This is a genomic window from Bradyrhizobium sp. USDA 4532 (genome assembly GCF_024171315.1).
Classification (GTDB): Bacteria; Pseudomonadota; Alphaproteobacteria; order Rhizobiales; family Xanthobacteraceae; genus Bradyrhizobium; species Bradyrhizobium australafricanum.
Genome location: NZ_JALJZN010000001.1, coordinates 6,529,646 through 6,546,434 on the forward strand (window position 1 = coordinate 6,529,646; position 16,789 = coordinate 6,546,434).

A 16,789-nucleotide genomic window follows, 5' to 3' on the forward strand; every position below is an offset into this window, starting at 1 on the left:
CGTTGCTTGAGGAGCGGCTAACACGGATCGCAGACCGGGACCAGCCCGATCCGGCGCTTGTTCGATGCTCGTTCGGTGCTTGGCGACCCGCGCGGAGCGGGCTATTGCTTCGCCGATGAAGACATCCCGCCTGATCCTCGCCGTTCTCGTGTCGCTGGTCTGCCCTCCGGCTTTCGCCATCGTCGGCGGCGGCGCGCCGTCGACGGATGGCGTTGCGCGCTCCGTCGTCACGATCGTTGGCTCGCGCGGCAATTTCTGCACCGGTGCGCTGATCGCGCCGAAGGTCGTGCTGACCGCGGCGCATTGCGTGCAGCCCGGTGCCGATTACAAGATTGTCGAATATGGCGCGGACAGGCAGCCGAAGCTACAGGACGTCAGGACGGTTGCGATCCATCCCGGCTTTCGGATGCAGGCGATGACCAATCATGTCGCGACCGCCGATGTCGCGCTGCTGCAGCTCGCGGCGCCGGCCGCAGGCAAGGCGCCGGCCGCGCTCGGCATGCCAAACATTCCGATCCAGGTCGGCGGCCGCTTCACCATCGCGGGCGTCGGCGTCACCGTGCGTGGTGACGGCAAGAGCGGCGGCGCCACCCGCGTCGCCGGCCTGATCGCGAGCGGCAAGCCCGGCACGTTGCAGATCCGTCTCGTCGATCCGGTCGGGCAGGGCGTGCGCGACGGGCTCGGGGCCTGCACCGGCGATTCCGGCGCGCCGGTGTTCGAGGACAAGCAGGGCGGTCCCGCAATCGTCGGCGTGGTGAGTTGGTCGACGGGACCGAACGGCGCCGCCGGCTGCGGCGGCATCACCGGCGTGACGCCGCTGACACTCTATCGCGACTGGGTGATGCAGACCGCGCGGCAATGGGGCGCGAGCTTTTAGAGCGTTTTCGAGCGAAGTGGATACCGGTTCGCGTGAAGAAAACGCGTCAAAACAAGAATCTAGAGCCCCGTTCCGATTCCATCGGAACGGGAAAAGCTCTAGCGCGCGGTGGCGGTCGAAGCGCTGACGGGCTCAGAGTTCCGTCATCCCCGCGCAAAGGCTTCGCCTTTGTCGCTGGAGGAGCCGCGAAGCGGCGTCTCGAAGGATCGACGGCCACCAGCCGGGCCGTGCATCCTTCGAGGCTCGCTCCGCTCGCACCTCAGGATGACGGGGAAGGAAAAAGCGAGTATCGAACCCTAATGCCCCGCGGCCTTGTTCGCGGCGGCGTTGTTCAGCACGATCAGGCCGTCGACGGCGACGCCGAGCTTGCTGTTGATCAGGAACGGGTTGACGTCGATCGAGGCAATGCGGCCATTGGCGTCGGCCATCAGGTTGGAGAGCCCGACCAGCGCCTTCACTGCCGACGGCTCGTGCAGCGCGGGCTTGCCGCGATAGCCCTTCATCTTGACCCCGGCCTTGGTCCTGGCGATCAGCTCCTTCGCCTCGGCGGCGTCGAGCGGCGCGCCGGCGAGCGCGACGTCCTTCATCAGCTCGATATCGACGCCGCCGGTGCCGAACAGCGCGACGGGGCCCATCTCGGCGTCGAGCGAGGCGCCGACCACGAGCTCGAGGTCGGCCTTGACCTGTTGCGCGATCAGGATGCCCTCGAGTTTCGGCTTGCCCTTCAGCTTCTTCACTCGCGCGGTGATGTCGTTGAAGGCTTTCTTCACCTCGGCCGCATTGGCGAGATTCAGCACCACGCCGCCGATATCGGATTTGTGCAGGATGTCGGGGCTGACCACCTTGGCGACCACCGGGAAGCCGATCTGCTTGGCGATCTTCACGGCCTCGGCCGCGGTCTGCGCAACCTCTTCCTTTGAGATCGGGATGCCGTAGGCCTTGAGCAGCTTCTTCGAGGCGACCTCGTCGAGCGCGGCGGCGCCGTTGGCGGCCTTCAGCGTCTTCTCCAGCACCGCGCGCGCCGATGCCTTCGAGCTCGACGCGATATCGGGCACCTCCTTGCGCAGGCCGGCATATTCGATCAGCGATTTGATCGCGCCGACCGCGCGGTCGAGGCCCTGCATGACCGCGATATCGGGCAGCGATTTGCGCAGCCCCTTGGTAAATTCGGTGAAGCCGATCGACATCGCGCTGATATAGATCACCGGCTTGTTGGCCCGGCCCGCCATCTCGTTGACGATGCGCAGATTGCGCTCGCGCAGCTCGTGCGGCGCCTTCGGCAGCTCGGCATCGATGATGACGATATCGGTGTCGGGATCGTCGATCATGATCTTGATCGACTTCATGTAGACGGAGGGATCGACCACCGCGGCAAAGCCAGCGTCGAGCGGATTGCCGACAATGCTGCCGGGGCCGAGCATCTTCGCCAGCTGCTCCGATGCGTTCGGGCTCAGCGGCGCGAAGTTCAGCCCGGCGGAATAGAACGCGTCGATCAGGAGGCCGCGCTTGCCGCCCGACAGCGACACCGCCGCGAGGCGATTGCCCTTCGGCGGATCGGCATGCACGAAGCACTCGGTGGTTTCGATCAGTTCATCCAGCCCACGCACCCGGATCACGCCTTCGCGGGTCGAGATCGCATCGAAGGTCTCGATCGAGCCGGCGAGCGCGCCGGTATGCGCCATCGCCGCCGCGCGGCCGCCTTCGGAGGCGCCGAGCTTGAGCGCGATCACCGGCTTGCCGGCGGCGCGCGCGGCCTTGCAGGCATCGCGGAATACCTTCGTGTTCCTGACGCCTTCGAGATAGACCACGATGACACGGATGCTCGGATCGGCGGCGAAATAGCTCATCAGGTCCGGGGTCTCGAGGCCGGATTCATTGCCAGTCGTGACCATGTAGCCGACGCCGACCCCACGATCCTCCAGCGCCTGGCGGATCGCCATCACGATCGCGCCGGATTGGCCGGCGATCGCCACCGCGCCCTGCTCCATGGTGACGATGCGGTCGTCGATATTGGTGAACAGGTTCTCGCCGGCGCTGAGATTGCCGAGGCAATTCGGACCGGTGACCGCAAGCCCGGTCTCCTTGATCGCCTGCTTCAGCTCGACCGCAAGCCGCTGGCTTTCCTCATCCTGCAGCTCGCTGAAGCCCGAGGTGACGATGGTCGCCGAGCGTGCGCCGGCCGCGGCCGCATCGCGGATCACCTGCACGGCAAACCGGGCCGGCACCAGCACCAGCACATGGTCGGGTTTTTCGGGAAGGCTAGCGAAGTCCTTGTAGCAGGTTACGCCCCAGATCGCTTCGCGCTTGGCGTTGATCGGATAGAGGCCGCCGGCATATCCGTATTTGACCAGATTGTTCCAGATCCGTTCGGCGTAATTGCCGGGCTTGTCGGTGGCACCGACCAGCACGATGTTGCGCGGATGCAGCATCGCGTGGATGCTCTTGACGATATCACTGGCGTCAGCGGGCGGCGCCCATTCGTGGGACACATGAGACGCGGTGCTTGCGAAAGCTTCCATGGAGCCTGCCCTTATCCTTGTTGTCTTTGTTTCCTCTGGCCACGGCGGATCACCGTGAGGCGCGCGATTTTTCATTGTTTTTATGGCGAGGGAAAGGGGGTAGCAACTCATGCCGGCGCAGGTCAGGGCACCGCGCGCAATATCCCGGCAGGCGCAAAATTGATTGCGTATCAGGAACCCGATCCGCGCGGGCGCGAATCCGTTTCGACCAAAGTCGCGTGCAACAGATAACGCTCGGGCCCCGATGTCAGCGCATCGAACGGCCAGCAGGTCGACAGCACCAGTTCACGACGGTCGGTGAGCGGATCGATCCCCGATTGATCGAAGCGGACCACCGAACTGCGATCGGCCCGATAGCGAAACGTCTTGCCGTCGCTTCGCGTGACGTCGATCTCGTCACCGATTGTGACATCCCTCAGAAAGCGAAAATGCGTGTCGCGGTGAGCGGAATAGACCGCGACGCCCCGCTCGCCGGCATCGACTGTCTGTTCGACATGGCCGGGGCCGAACGCCAGCGCCTGGCCGCTGCTGCCGGCAAGCACGATCGCGGAGGCGTGCAGACGCTTCACCTCGATCCGCGCCACTGGCCAGGTATCGGCCCAGCTCCACGGCCTCACCGGCTGGCCGGTCGCGATGCTTTGTGTGAAGGCGCGCTCCAGCAGCACCTGTGCGAGCAGCGCCTTGGCGTGGATATAGGCGCCCTGGCCGAACAGGATCAGGCCGATGAGGGCGAAGGCGAGGGATGGGATGAAGCGGGGCATTGTTGCGCCTGTTGCTGTCATTCCGGGATGGTCCGAAGGACCAGACCCGGAATCTCGAGATTCTCAGGCGCGCAAGCGCGCACCATAGTTCGATGCTGCGCGTCGCCCCGGAATGACATTGCGGGTTGGAAAAAAAGTTGCGCGCGCGGCCCCTGGGGGACGGGTGGGAACGCCGCGCGCGCTCTTGAAGGAGGAGGTTGGGGGGCACCTCCTCCTTTCATCCGACGTCATTGGGGCGACGTCTGACGCCGGTTGAACACCAGGAGGAGAATGCTCACCGTGAGCAGGATCACGCCCGCGATCATCTTCAGCTCCGCATCGGTCGCGGTCTTCGGCAGCTGGATCGTGCCGGGACCTTGCGTGGCGACCGGTGACCGCTTCAGCGCAGCGAGCTGCAGGTTGCCGTCGCCGGCGCGCCGCTCGCCCGGGACGGCCGGCAGACTCGGACGCTCGCCGAACAGCTTCGCGAAATCCCAGCCGGCGGGCAGGTTGAGCGGGAGTTCGCTCAACTTCAGCGGCTCGCCTTCCGGGCGGCTCGGCGTCTTGTCGACCGCGACAAGGCTGGTCAGCCGCGTGACGAGCTGATGCTCCAGCGCCAGCGCGAGGATGGTCTTGTCGGCGTCCTCGGGGTTCTGCTGCCGCGTGGTGCGCGCCACTTCGGCATCGGCGATCTTGCGCCGGGCCCACAGTTTCGACAGGCCCTTGCCCTCAGCGGCATTCGCGAGCGGCAGCGTCACGCTCCACGGGCGATCGCCGATACGGCCCTTGATCTCGACCGAGCCGGCCAGCTTGTCGAGCTTGGCGGCCAGCACCAGCGGCTCGTCGCGATAGACGTCGGGCAGTGCCGACGGTGTCAGGTCGGCCGTCGCCTCGGAGAATTTCGCGGAGAGGCTAGTCACCGCGGGATTTTCCAGCTTGGCGAACAGGCCGCGCATGCGCTCGTCGACCTGCTCGACCGAGCCGATATGGGTGAAGGTGCCGCGGCCGAGTTCGGCGGCGCGCGTCATCAGATAGGTGTTCGGCGCCGAGCCGATGCCGACCATGAACACCCGCGAGCGGCCGCGCAGCGCGCTGATGGTCTCGAACAATTGCTGCTCGTTGCCGATGGCGCCGTCGGTCAGGAACACGACCTGACGGACGTAGTTGGCGTCGTCATGGTTGGTGTCGGACAGCGCTGCGCGCATCGCCGGCACCATCTCGGTGCCGCCGCGGGCCTGCAGCGCGCTGACGAACGCCGTCGCGTTGCCGACATTGGCGTTGTTTGCCGCGACCGGTGCCGGATACAGCGTGTCCATGGTGTCGTCGAACCGGATCACGTTGAAGCGATCGGTCGGCTGCAAGCGACCGATCGCGTAAGTCAGGCTCGCTTTGGCCTGGATGATCGAGGTGCCACCCATCGAACCGGAATTGTCGATCACGAAGATCACTTCGCGCGGCAACGGCTTCTGTTGCGCCTGCTCGACCGACGGCGGGGTGACGAAAGCGAGCAGATAGTCGGAATTGCCGACATGCTCGCGGAATAGCCCGACCGACGGCGCCTTCTCGGCGGCCGGCTTCCAGGTGAGCTCGAAATCACGATCGGCCGGCACCGGGCCTTCGGCGAGCTTGACGAGCCGCGTGGTGCTGTCGGGGCTCTCGATCCTGACCTGGTGGAAATGGCTCGTCACCTCGCCGAGCGCGAAGCCGGCGTTCAGATGCACCGTGATGTTGGTCGGATTGACCGGCGCATTTGTGGCAGGGTCGAGCACTTCGGGGGAGATGCGGTCGCGGTCCGGCACGGGATCGGTTGACGTGGCGCCCCAGCCGTTGCCGTCGGCGCGGAGATCGACGCTTTGCACCACCGGGCGCGGATTGTAGCGCGGGCCGACCACCATCGGCACCCGCAGCGAGAACTCGCTGCCGTTCTGCTGCACCGGCTCCTGATATTCGATCTGCACCAGCACGGTTTCGCCGGGGCCGATATTGGCAACGGAATTGGTGAAGATGTTGGGCCGCTCCTGTTCGGTGAGCGCGGCCTTTTGGCCATTCTGCTTGGCCTGCTCATAGATGGCGCGAGCCCGCTGCCGCTCCTTGATGTCGCCGACCACGACGTGGTCGCCGACCACCATCTTCAGCGTGTCGACCGCGCCGCCCGCCGGCAGCGGATAGACATAGGTCGCCTCCACCCAGTCCTTGGTCGGGTTGCGGAAGATCTGCGTGACGCGGGCGCGGACCGTCGGACCCGACACGGTGAGGTCGACGTCAATGCCGAGCCTCAGCGCATCCCGATAGCCGTCATCGGTCTTGAACAGCAGCGAGCCGGAGCGCGCATCTGATGGACGCAGCACCGCCTGTCGCGGCAGTTCGGCCGACCACACCGGATCGAAACTCACGAACAAGGCCGCAAAGCCGATCACCAGCGCGGCCACACCTTCCACCAGAAAGAACAGCGCAATGCGCATCCTGCGCGACAGGCGGATCTCCGGGCTGCTCTCACATGCATCGTAAATCGTCATTTTCGTCACTCCCGAGCGAGGCTTTCGCTGCCTCGCGATCATGGAGAACGGCGGTTTTGGCGCGAGCAGAATGATCGGCAATGATTGGCCGCCGTCCGGCGCGGCCCGCCGCCGGCTGAGGCGGATTTGTGCGGTTTGGTGATGGATTGTCCGGTCTGCTAGACTGCGCGGAATCAAGGGGAACCGGGCAGGAATCTTGATGCCGACGCCTGACAAGCAGCTATCCGCCGAGCAGAGCCAGCAGGTAGCGGAGACCATCCGCGAGGAAATCGCGCGCCGCCGCATCTCGCGGCAGACGCTGGCCGAGCAGGCCAAGCTCAGCCTCTCGACCCTGGAGAAGGTGCTCGGCGGCCGCCGCCCGTTCACGCTTGCGACCACCGTGCGGCTGGAGCAGGCGCTGGGTGTGTCCTTGCGCAAGCTGCCGGAGACGATCACGGTGGCCGCACCCGCCAATGGCGGGATCGCACCCGACAGCCTCGGGTCCTATTCGCGCCGCGCGGTGGCGCGCATCGAAGGGACCTACATCACGGTGCGGCCGTCGTTCGGCGAGCAGGGCGCGCTCTATGCCTATCGGACGGAGATCACCTGGGACGAAGCGTCGTCGTCGCTCGGCTTTCGCGAGGGCGAGCGGCAGGACGCCGACTATACGCAGTACGGCGAAGTCGCGGTGCCCAATGAATCCGGCTTCGTCTACCTCGTGACCAACAGGCACGGCCAGCATCGCGTGATCACGGTGTCGCGCCCGCGCAATTCCGGCGAGATGTACGGCATCATCACGACGCTGCTCGCCGGCCGCGGCTCGCTGCTGACGCCGGTCGCCGCGCCGATCGCGTTCCTGCCGGTGAAGAACGTGCCCAAGCCCAGCCTCGGCCGGGTGTCGGCGGATGACGCGAACTACGCCGCCTATCGCGAGCATTTGCGTCGAACGATCGATGAGCCGTTCGCGATTTTCTTGCCGGGATGACAACGGCAGAGTTAGGTCCGTCATCCTGAGGTGCGAGCCTTGCGGCGCGATTGCGCCGCTGGGCGAGCCTCGAAGGATGCACGGCCCGTATGCATCGACTCGGGAGAGAGCCCGGCCGTCGACCCTTCGAGACGCCGCTTCGCGGCTCCTCAGGGTGACGGTGAGATAGCTTGCGCGTCGCTCGGCTTGGCTTCACCCGCGATTCGCAAAACAAACGAAGCCGCCCGGATGGGCGGCTTCGCGATGGCTGATGTTTGGTGGCGGTGCGCGTCACGCTAGCCGCCGGTCTCGGCGCTGATGATGTCGCCGAACAGCTCCCACTGCCCGTTCTTGAACTGCATCATCTTGAGCTGCTCGACCGGCGCGAAGTCGGTCGCGCTGGTGTTGATCCTGATGCCGGGGATCAGCGTGTCGGGCGCAAAATCCTTCAGGCTCGCGGCCTGCTTCATCACGTTCTCACGTGTCAGGTTGTCGCCGGCCTGCTTCAGCACCTGCACCATGGTCTGCGCCGCGGCGTAGCCATAGACCAGATTGGCGTCGGCGAGGTTGGAGCCCGGCATGTACTTCTCGGCGAAGGCCATGAACTTCTTCATGCCCTCGTCATTCTTCCATTGCGGATCGGACGCGTCCTTCAGGTAGCCGGCCGACAGCACGCCTTCGGAAGCTTCAAGCCCGGCGGGCTTCATCACCGCGCCGATCGAGATCGAGACGTCGGTCATCACCTGCATCGGCTTCCAGTTGAGCTCGGCGATCTTCTTGATCGCCTGCGCCGCGAATTTCGGCGTCGAGATGTTGACGAACACGTCGGCGCCGGTGTCCTTCAGCTTGACGATGTGGGAGTCGATCGACGGTTCGGTGGTCTCGTAGCTCTCTTCGGCGACGATCTTGACGCTCGACTTGTCGAGGATCTCCTTCAGGCCGACCAGGTAATCCTTGCCGAAATCGTCATTGGCATAGAAGATCGCGACCTTGGCATCCGGCTTGGCCTTCAGGATGTACTTGCCGAAGATCCGCGCCTCGACGCGATAGCTCGGCTGGAAACCCATGGTCCACGGGAAATCCTTCGGATCGTTCCACTTGCTGGCGCCGGTGGCGAGGAACAGCTGCGGCACCTTCTTGGCGTTGTGATACTTCTGCACCGCGGTCTGGGTCGGCGTGCCCAGCGCGTTGAACACCAGGAACACTTCGTCGCTCTCGATCAGCTTGCGGATCTGCTCCACGGTCTTCGGCGGCGAGTAGCCGTCGTCATAGGAGATCCAGTTGATCTTGCGGCCGTTGATGCCGCCCTGGTCGTTGATCATCTTGAAATAGGCTTCTTCGGTCTTGCCGATGACGCCGTAGGCGGAGGCGGGACCGCTATAGGCCTCGACATTGCCGATCTTGATCTCGGTGTCGGAGGCGCCGGTATCATACTTCTTTTGTGCAAAGGCGGCCTGGGTGGAGAGCAGGCAGAGCGCCGTGGCGGTTGCCAGCAGCGACAGTGTTGTTGTTCTCATAAAGGAAATTTCCTCGATTGATCTTGGTTGGGGACTTACGCAACGAACCCGCAGCCGGTCCCGGCAGACGGCAGCGGGGCAATCCTTGTCGCGGCGAATTCCGGAACGCGCGGCGCGCGTCTGGCTCACCCCGCGGTATCGGTTGGCTTCGGCCGGCTGAATTGTTGCCGGAGCGTCGGCTTATGAATTTTGCCTGTCGCGTTTCGCGGCAGGACCTCGATGAATTCGATCAGGCGCGGGCATTTGAACCGCGCCAGATTGGCCTGGCAATGCGCGTGGACCTCGGCCGGGGTCAGCGAATGGCCGGATTTCACGGCAATGATCGCCATGCCGACTTCGCCCCATTGCTCGTCGGGGATGCCGATCACGGCGGCTTCGGCGACGGCCGCCAATTGATGCAGCACGCTCTCGACCTCGGCCGGATAGACGTTCTCGCCGCCCGAGATGTACATGTCCTTCCAGCGGTCGACGATGTAGTAGAAGCCTTCCTCGTCGATCCGCGTGGCGTCGCCGGTGTGCAGCCAGCCGTCGGTGAAGGAGGAGGCATTGGCGTCCGGCCTGTTCCAGTAGCCCGGCGTGATGTTCGGGCCCTTGACCCAGAGTTCGCCGAGCTCGCCGACCGCGGCGTCGCTGCCGTCGGGCCGCACGATGCGGACCTCGGTGTGCAGCACCGGCTTGCCGGAGGAGCCGGCCTTGCGCGCGGCATCCTCGCGGTCGAGCACCATCACCGCCGGCGAGGTCTCGGTCATGCCGTAGCCCTGCTGCAGCGCGACGCCGCGCGCCTCCCAGGTCTTGAGCAGCGGCACCGGCATCGGCGCGCCGCCGACGCCGCCAATCACGAGGCGGCTGAAATCCGCTGTGGCGAAGGAAGGATGCTGCGCCATGAACTGGTAGATCGCGGGCACGCCGAAGAACACGTTGATGCCCTGCAAGGGATCGCCGATCAGCTTCAGCGCCTCGCCGGGATCGAAGGCGCGCATGATCAGCACGGTGCCGCCGGCATGCAGCACCGGGTTGGTGTAGCAATTCAGCCCGCCGGTGTGGAACAGCGGCAGCACCGTGAGCAGCACCGAGGCCGGCGAGATGTAGGCGGGGCCGCCGAGATTGACGCAATTCCAGAACGTCATCCCATGAGTGATGATCGCGCCCTTGGGCTGGCCCGTCGTCCCCGAGGTGTACATGATGGTCGAGATGTCATCGAGCATGACCTCCTCGAACCGTTCGAGCGGCGCGGCTGCCGCAATGCCGGTCTCATAGGCGCCGCCCGGGCCGAGCCTCACGGTCGCAGCGACATTGCAGAGCTTTGCCACCGCAAGCGCGGTCTCGGCGAGGTCGTCGTCATGGATCATCACCTTCGGCGCGGCGTCGCCGGTGATGTAGCGCAGCTCGGGAACGGTGAGGCGGGTGTTGAGCGGCAGAAAGATCGCGCCGATCCGGAAGCAGGCGAACTGCACCTCCAGCGTATCCGTCGTGTTCAGCGCCAGCACCGCGACGCGGTCGCCGCTGGCAACCTTGAGCCCATCGCGCAGCCAGGCCGCGAGCCGCGACACGCGGGCGTCGAGCTCCGCATAGCTGAAGCGGCGTCCGCTGGCGAGATCGACAAGCGCCATCTTGTCCGGCGTGCGCCGGCGATGATGCGCGATCCAGTCGTAGTAACGAACCGGCAAATTTCCCTCCTCCGGAACGGCAGTCTTGCGCCGCCTGTTCCTGGCTCAATTGATGCCATGAATTGGCAGTGGAGGGGGCGTATAAGGATACTGTCTTGCGTTTAGTGGCTGGCAAATCGCCGGACCGGGCGTCGGCACCGATGGCAGCCACTCGACGCAAGTGAACCGGGAGAAATCCGGACATCGTCGGAGGGAAGAATCAACGGAGCACGCGGATGGCAAACCCGTTCTACACCGGCGAGCATGAGGCCTTTCGCGAGGTGATGCGGCGCTTTGTTGCCAGGGAAATCGAGCCTTATGCCCATCAATGGGACGAGGACGGCGAGTTTCCGCGCGAGCTCTATGCCAAGGCGTCCGCGATCGGGCTACTCGGCCTCGGCTTCCCGGAAGAATATGGCGGCATCGCCGCCGACCAGTTCATGAGAATCGTGGCCTCGCAGGAGCTGGCGCGTGCCGGCGCCGGCGGCGTCTCCTCGAGCCTGATGAGCCACACCATCGGTTCGCCGCCGATCGCCCGTGCCGCGCGACCCGAGGTCAAGGCGCGGGTGCTGCCGGAGGTGCTCGCCGGCAAGAAGATCTCCGCGCTCGCGATCACCGAGCCGAGCGGCGGCTCCGATGTCGCGAACCTGCGCACCAGGGCGCGGCGCGACGGCGATCACTACGTCGTCTCCGGCGAGAAGACCTTCATCACCTCGGGCATGCGCGCCGACTATCTGACGGTCGCGGTGCGCACCGGCGGCGAAGGTCCCGGCGGCGTCAGCCTGCTGTTGATCGAAGGCAATACGCCCGGTCTGTCCCGCACCAAGCTGAAGAAGATGGGCTGGTGGGCGTCGGATACCGCGACGCTTCACTTCGACGAATGCCGCGTGCCGGTCGAGAACCTGATCGGCGAGGAAGGGCAGGGCTTCAAGATCATCATGCAGAACTTCAACAGCGAGCGCATGGGCATGGCGGCGAGCTGCACCGCCTATGCGCGCGTCTGCCTCGACGAGGCGGTCGCCTATGCCAAGGAGCGCAAGACGTTCGGCAAGCCGATCGCGCAGCACCAGGTGATCAGGCACAAGATCGTCGACATGGCACAGAAGGTCGCGGTCTCGCAGGCGATGCTGGAAATGCTGGCATGGCGGCTCGGCCAGGGCGAAAGCCCGGTCGCCGAGATCTGCATGATGAAGAATCAGGCGACCCAGACCATGGCGCATTGCGCCTCCGAGGCGGTGCAGATCTTCGGCGGCGCCGGCTTCATGCGCGGCGTCAAGGTCGAGCGTATCTACCGCGAGGTCAAGGTCAACGCCATCGGCGGCGGCACCGAGGAGATCATGAAGGACCTCGCGAGCCGGCAGATGGGGTTGTGATCGCGTCAGGTGATGATGTGGTCGCGGCGAAAAGGCGGATTGTGAACCCTCCCCCTGAAAGGGGGAGGGCAGGGTGGGGGTCAAGCCGCGAGTCGGACTGCTAGTTTGACCCCCACCCGGCCCGCTCGGCATAGCCGAACGTGCCGACCTCCCCCTTTCAGGGGGAGGTGAGAAGGCAAGGTCATTCCGGGGCGCGCGCCAGCGCGAACCCGGAATCCAGAGGTAATGGATCGAGATTCCGGGTTCGATGCTTCGCATCGCCCCGGAATGACAAAGGATAGTTCGAGAACATGCTCTTCACCGCCGACCACGACGAACCGCGCCGCGCTCTACAGAAGTTCATCGCGGCCGAGATCAATCCCCATGTCGACGAATGGGAGAAGGCCGACATCTTCCCGGCGCATGAGCTGTTCAAGAAGCTCGGCGATCTTGGCTTCCTCGGCCTCAACAAGCCGGTCGAGTTCGGCGGCCAGGGACTGGATTATTCCTACGCGCTGATGATGGCCGAGGAGCTAGGCGCCATCACCTGCGGCGGCGTGCCGATGGCGATCGGGGTGCAGACCGACATGGCGACGCCGGCGCTGGCGCGGTTCGGCTCCGACGAGGTGCGGCGCGAATTCCTCAGCCCGGCGATTGCCGGCGATCAGGTCGCCTGCATCGGCGTCTCCGAGCCCGGCGCCGGCTCCGACGTCGCCTCGATCAAGACCAGTGCGCGCGCCGACGGCGACGACTACGTCATCAATGGCGGCAAGATGTGGATCACCAACGGCACCCAGGCCGACTGGATCTGCCTGCTCGCCAACACCAGCGACGGCCCGGTCCATCGCAACAAGTCGCTGATCTGCGTGCCCATGAAGACAAAGGGCGTGCAGATCGCGCGCAAGCTCGACAAGCTCGGCATGCGTTCGTCGGATACGGCGCAGATCTTCTTCGACAATGTCCGGGTGCCGAAGCGCAACCGGATCGGCGAGGAGGGCCAGGGCTTCACCTACCAGATGATCCAGTTCCAGGAGGAGCGGCTGTGGGGTGCGGCCGCCTGCCTCAAGGCGCATGAATTCATCATCAACGAGACCATCGACTACACTCGCAACCGCAAGGCGTTCGGCGGCTCGATCCTCGACAATCAGGTGGTGCACTTCAAGCTCGCGGAAATGCAGACCGAGGTCGAGCTGCTGCGCTCGCTGATCTATCGTGCCGGCGAGGCGCTGGTGGCCGGCGAGGACGTGACGCGGCTCGCGACCATGGCCAAGCTGAAGGCCGGCCGGCTCGGCCGCGAGCTTACCGATGCCTGCCTGCAATATTGGGGCGGCATGGGTTTCACCAACGAGACGCCGGTCAGCCGCGCCTATCGCGACAGCCGCCTGACCTCGATCGGCGGCGGCGCCGACGAGGTCATGCTCATGGTATTGTGCAAGATGATGGGCACGCTGCCTGGCCTGAAGCAAAAGGGAAACGCCTGATGATCACGCTCTATCACTGCGACGCCGCGCGCTCGTTCCGTCCGCTGTGGATGCTGGAGGAGCTCGGGCTTGCCTATGAGCTGAAGATGCTGCCGTTCCCGCCGCGGGTGTTCGCCAAGGAATATCTCGGCATCAATCCGCTCGGCACCATCCCGTTCATGATCGATGGCGAGACCAGGATGACGGAGTCCTCCGGCATCTGCCATTATCTCGGCACCAAATACGGCCCGACGCCGCTGATCGTCGGCGTCGACGAGCCGGCCTATGGCGCGTTCCTGAACTGGATGTATTTTTCCGACGCGACGCTGACCTTCCCGCAGACGCTGGTGCTCCGCTACAGCCAGCTTGAGCCGGAGGAGCGGCGCAACCCGCAGGTCTCGGGCGATTATGCAAAATGGTTCCTGGGCCGCCTGCGCGCGGTCGAGGCCGCCGCCGCGAAGTCGGAATTCCTCTGCGCGGAACGCTTCACCGCAGCCGACATCGCCAACGGTTATGCGCTCCGTCTCGCCAGCAATATCGGCCTCGCCAAGGATTTCGGGCCGAATGTCGCGGCCTATTGGGCGCGGCTGCAGCAGCGCGACGGTTACCAGCGCGCGGTCGCGGCGGAGCAAAAAGCCGGTCAGGAACAGAGCGTTGCGCCGCGGGCGCGGCGTTAGCGCTCGTCATTCCGGGATGGTGCGTTAGCACCAGACCCGGAATCTCGAGATTCCGGGTTCGATGCTGTCGCATCGCCCCGGAATGACGACGTTTCGTTGCAGTGACAGCGTGCGAATTTGCGTTATGGTAGCTCCGCCGCAGCGGCCCAAAGAGCCGCGCGAGGAGGAACCGCCATGGACGCGATCGTGGACGCGAAGTGCCAGAGCTCCAGCCAGCAATCCGGTCACCGGATGCTGATCACGCCGGAACGGGTGTTCTATGCCGGGCTGCTCGGACGCCCGCGCGAGCGCTGTCCCGGTGCATTCCATGTCTATGTCGCGATCCGCGACGGCTTGCATCTGTCGACCAGCGAAGGCCGCGAGTCGCATGGCGAACTCGCGGTGACGATGCCGAACCTGCGCCACACCATCACCAGCGAATATCGCTCGGCGATCTGCGTCGCGATCGAGCCGGAAAGCGTGCCCGACGGCACGCTCGAAGCCGTCGCCCGCCGTCTGCAAGGATCGGACTCCCATCTGTTCGCCAATCGCATTCGCAACGCCTATGCGACGCTCGCCGAGATGCAGCATCGCGACGCGATCGCGAATGCCGAGTTCGACACCATGTGCTTCGGCGACGCGCTGCCGCAGCGCGTGCTCGATCCGCGTGTCGTGCGCGCGATCGGCCGCATCGGGCAATTCTCCGGCGAGCCGGTGACCGCGGCAGGCTGCGCCGCCGAGGCCGGGCTATCGCCCTCGCGCTTCCTGCATCTGTTCAAGGAGGAGACCGGGATCTCGTTCCGCTCCTTCCGCGCCTGGAAGCGCGCGCGGCATCTGCTGCACTTCGCCAACCAGGACATCAACCTCGCGCATCTCGCGCAGGATATCGGCTATCCCGATAGCACGCATTTCAGCCACTCGATCCGTCGCTTCTATGGCTTGAAGCCGCGCGCGATCTTCTCCGGCTCGCGGGACCTTGCGATCTACCGCACCGGGCAAACCGCGAGCGAGCGCGCGCTGACGTAACCTCCGCTGTCGTCCCGGCTTTCGCCGGGACCCATACCGCGTGATCTATCCGTGATGCGGGATGGCAGACGCGCTGTTAAATAATGAGCAGCGGTGGTTATGGGTCCCGGCCTTCGCCGGGACGACATTGGGGTTGTTCTCCGCTACAAATTCGCGCCCTGGATCACCTCCCCGAACCGCAGCCAGCCCGGACCTTCGATCCGTTGCAGCTGAAGCTGCTGCAGCGGGTGATGATTGGTCGGGCTGGTGTTGACGCGGATGCCGGGCAACAGCGTCGGCACCTCGATGTCCTTCAGGTTGTTGGCCTGCGCCATGATGTTGTCGCGCGTGAAATTGCCCTTGCACTGCTCGAGCACGATCTTCAGCACCTGCGCCACCGTGTAGGCGTAGAGGTTGTAGCCTTCCTTCGGATTGCCGTCGGGGAAGTACTTCTCCATGAAGGCGAGGAAGTTCTTCACGCCGGGATCATTGGCCCAGGCGGGGTCGGCGACGTCCTTGACATAGGCCGACGAGATCGTGCCCTGCGACTTGTCGAGGCCGACAGGCGCGATGGTCGAGGAGATCGAGGCGGCGCCGCTGGCGATGAAGTGCATCGGCTTCCAGCCGAGCTCATAGATCTTGCGGATCGACTGCGCGCAGAACTTTGCCGTGGTGCCGGAGATCAGCACATCTGGGTTGCCGCCGCGCAGCGCAACGATCTGGGAATCGATCGTGGGATCGGTAACCTCGTGCGAGGCCACCACGGCCGCGGTCGCGAACCGCTCGCCGAGCACGTCCTTGGCTCCGGCGACGAAATCCTTGCCGAGGTCGTCGTTCTGGTAGAGCACCGCGAATTTCGCGTTCTTGTTCTGGCTCAGTGCATACTTGACGAACACCTGCGCCTCGGTCCGCGCGCTCGGCGCAAAGCCCATGGTCCAGGGATAGGTCTTGTAGTCGCCCCATTTGTCGCCATTCACCGACAGGAACAAGTGCGGCACCTTGGCGGCGTTGATGTATTTGACGACCGACGAGTTCGGCGCGGTACCGAGCATGTTGAACAGGAAGGCGACATTGTCGCTTTCGATCAGGCGGCGCACCTGCTCGACCGTCTTCGCCGGGTTGAACGCATCGTCGTAGTAGATGTATTTGATCTGCCGGCCGGCGATGCCGCCCTGCTCGTTCAGCATCTTGAAATAGGCTTCCTGGCAGCGCGCCTGCACGCCGAGCGCGGATACCGGGCCGCTCAGGGAGGTGGTGCTGCCGATCCTGATCTCGGTCGCGGTGACGCCTGGCGTGTCGTCGGCCAGCGAAGGCTTAAGACCCGCGACCGCGGCAAGTCCCGCGCCTGCCGCGCCGGTGAGCCATGTGCGCCGGTTGATCGAGACCATGACGTTCTCCCCGTGATGCCGGCTTGTTGCGCCGCTTCTGCTTGGCAGCAAGGTTAGGCGTGATACGGGCGCCGCGTCTTGTGTTAACCGGCTGGCGGCAGATCGTGTCGTCGCCGCATCCACTTAGCCAGTCAACGCAAGATGGCGCGAAGGCAAAGTTCTCATCATGG

At 64.9% G+C, this 16,789-nt stretch carries 12 protein-coding genes; 6 read left to right on the plus strand and 6 right to left on the minus strand.

Annotation, left to right across the window (positions count from 1 at the left end; genetic code table 11):
• The first annotated feature begins 115 nt into the window (after positions 1-115).
• Positions 116-877 carry a trypsin-like serine protease gene (locus tag J2R76_RS30055; RefSeq protein WP_057021193.1) on the plus strand — a complete coding sequence of 254 codons (762 nt, stop codon included), beginning with the start codon at positions 116-118 and terminating at the stop codon, positions 875-877.
• A gap of 296 nt (positions 878-1,173) precedes the next feature.
• Here J2R76_RS30055 and J2R76_RS30060 read toward each other — a convergent pair whose 3' ends face one another.
• From J2R76_RS30060 to J2R76_RS30070, 3 genes are all read right to left on the minus strand, one after another.
• Positions 1,174-3,396, minus strand: a complete 2,223-nt coding sequence (locus J2R76_RS30060; RefSeq protein ID WP_076834859.1) for an acetate--CoA ligase family protein — start codon at positions 3,394-3,396, stop codon at positions 1,174-1,176.
• A 170-nt stretch (positions 3,397-3,566) separates the two neighbouring features.
• Positions 3,567-4,157, minus strand: a complete 591-nt coding sequence (locus J2R76_RS30065; protein ID WP_076834860.1) for a class GN sortase — start codon at positions 4,155-4,157, stop codon at positions 3,567-3,569.
• Between the two features lie 227 nt (positions 4,158-4,384).
• Positions 4,385-6,598 (minus strand): marine proteobacterial sortase target protein, encoded by a 2,214-nt coding sequence (locus J2R76_RS30070; RefSeq protein WP_371852198.1) that lies wholly within the window; start codon positions 6,596-6,598, stop codon positions 4,385-4,387.
• A gap of 253 nt (positions 6,599-6,851) precedes the next feature.
• Here J2R76_RS30070 and J2R76_RS30075 point away from each other — a divergent pair, with 253 nt between their 5' ends.
• The gene (locus tag J2R76_RS30075; RefSeq protein ID WP_076834862.1) at positions 6,852-7,616 is read left to right on the plus strand and encodes a helix-turn-helix transcriptional regulator; all 765 of its coding nucleotides are present in this window, start codon (positions 6,852-6,854) and stop codon (positions 7,614-7,616) included.
• Positions 7,617-7,891: 275 nt separating this feature from the next.
• Here the strand turns inward: J2R76_RS30075 and J2R76_RS30080 are convergent, their stop codons facing one another.
• Both J2R76_RS30080 and J2R76_RS30085 read right to left on the minus strand, forming a co-directional pair.
• Positions 7,892-9,112, minus strand: a complete 1,221-nt coding sequence (locus J2R76_RS30080; RefSeq protein WP_076834863.1) for an ABC transporter substrate-binding protein — start codon at positions 9,110-9,112, stop codon at positions 7,892-7,894.
• Between the two features lie 125 nt (positions 9,113-9,237).
• Complete coding sequence (locus J2R76_RS30085; protein ID WP_057021198.1) at positions 9,238-10,779, minus strand: long-chain fatty acid--CoA ligase; 1,542 nt, start codon at positions 10,777-10,779, stop codon at positions 9,238-9,240.
• A gap of 215 nt (positions 10,780-10,994) precedes the next feature.
• On the opposite strand from J2R76_RS30085, the gene J2R76_RS30090 reads away from it, so the two are divergent.
• The 4 genes from J2R76_RS30090 (at position 10,995) to J2R76_RS30105 (ending at position 15,252) form a co-directional block, all read left to right on the plus strand.
• On the plus strand, positions 10,995-12,131 hold the full coding sequence (locus J2R76_RS30090) for an acyl-CoA dehydrogenase family protein (protein WP_057021199.1): 1,137 nt from the start codon (positions 10,995-10,997) through the stop codon (positions 12,129-12,131).
• Positions 12,132-12,421: 290 nt separating this feature from the next.
• Positions 12,422-13,591 carry an acyl-CoA dehydrogenase family protein gene (locus J2R76_RS30095; protein WP_057021200.1) on the plus strand — a complete coding sequence of 390 codons (1,170 nt, stop codon included), beginning with the start codon at positions 12,422-12,424 and terminating at the stop codon, positions 13,589-13,591.
• Positions 13,591-14,247, plus strand: coding sequence for a glutathione S-transferase family protein (locus J2R76_RS30100; RefSeq protein ID WP_076834864.1), 657 nt, complete (start codon positions 13,591-13,593; stop codon positions 14,245-14,247). Before J2R76_RS30095 ends, J2R76_RS30100 begins: the two co-directional genes overlap by 1 nt.
• Before the next feature lie 174 nt (positions 14,248-14,421).
• Positions 14,422-15,252 (plus strand): helix-turn-helix domain-containing protein, encoded by an 831-nt coding sequence (locus tag J2R76_RS30105; RefSeq protein WP_057021202.1) that lies wholly within the window; start codon positions 14,422-14,424, stop codon positions 15,250-15,252.
• 143 nt (positions 15,253-15,395) lie between these two features.
• On the opposite strand, the gene J2R76_RS30110 is transcribed toward J2R76_RS30105, so the two are convergent.
• On the minus strand, positions 15,396-16,619 hold the full coding sequence (locus J2R76_RS30110) for an ABC transporter substrate-binding protein (RefSeq protein ID WP_076834865.1): 1,224 nt from the start codon (positions 16,617-16,619) through the stop codon (positions 15,396-15,398).
• Between the last annotated feature and the right edge of the window lie 170 nt (positions 16,620-16,789).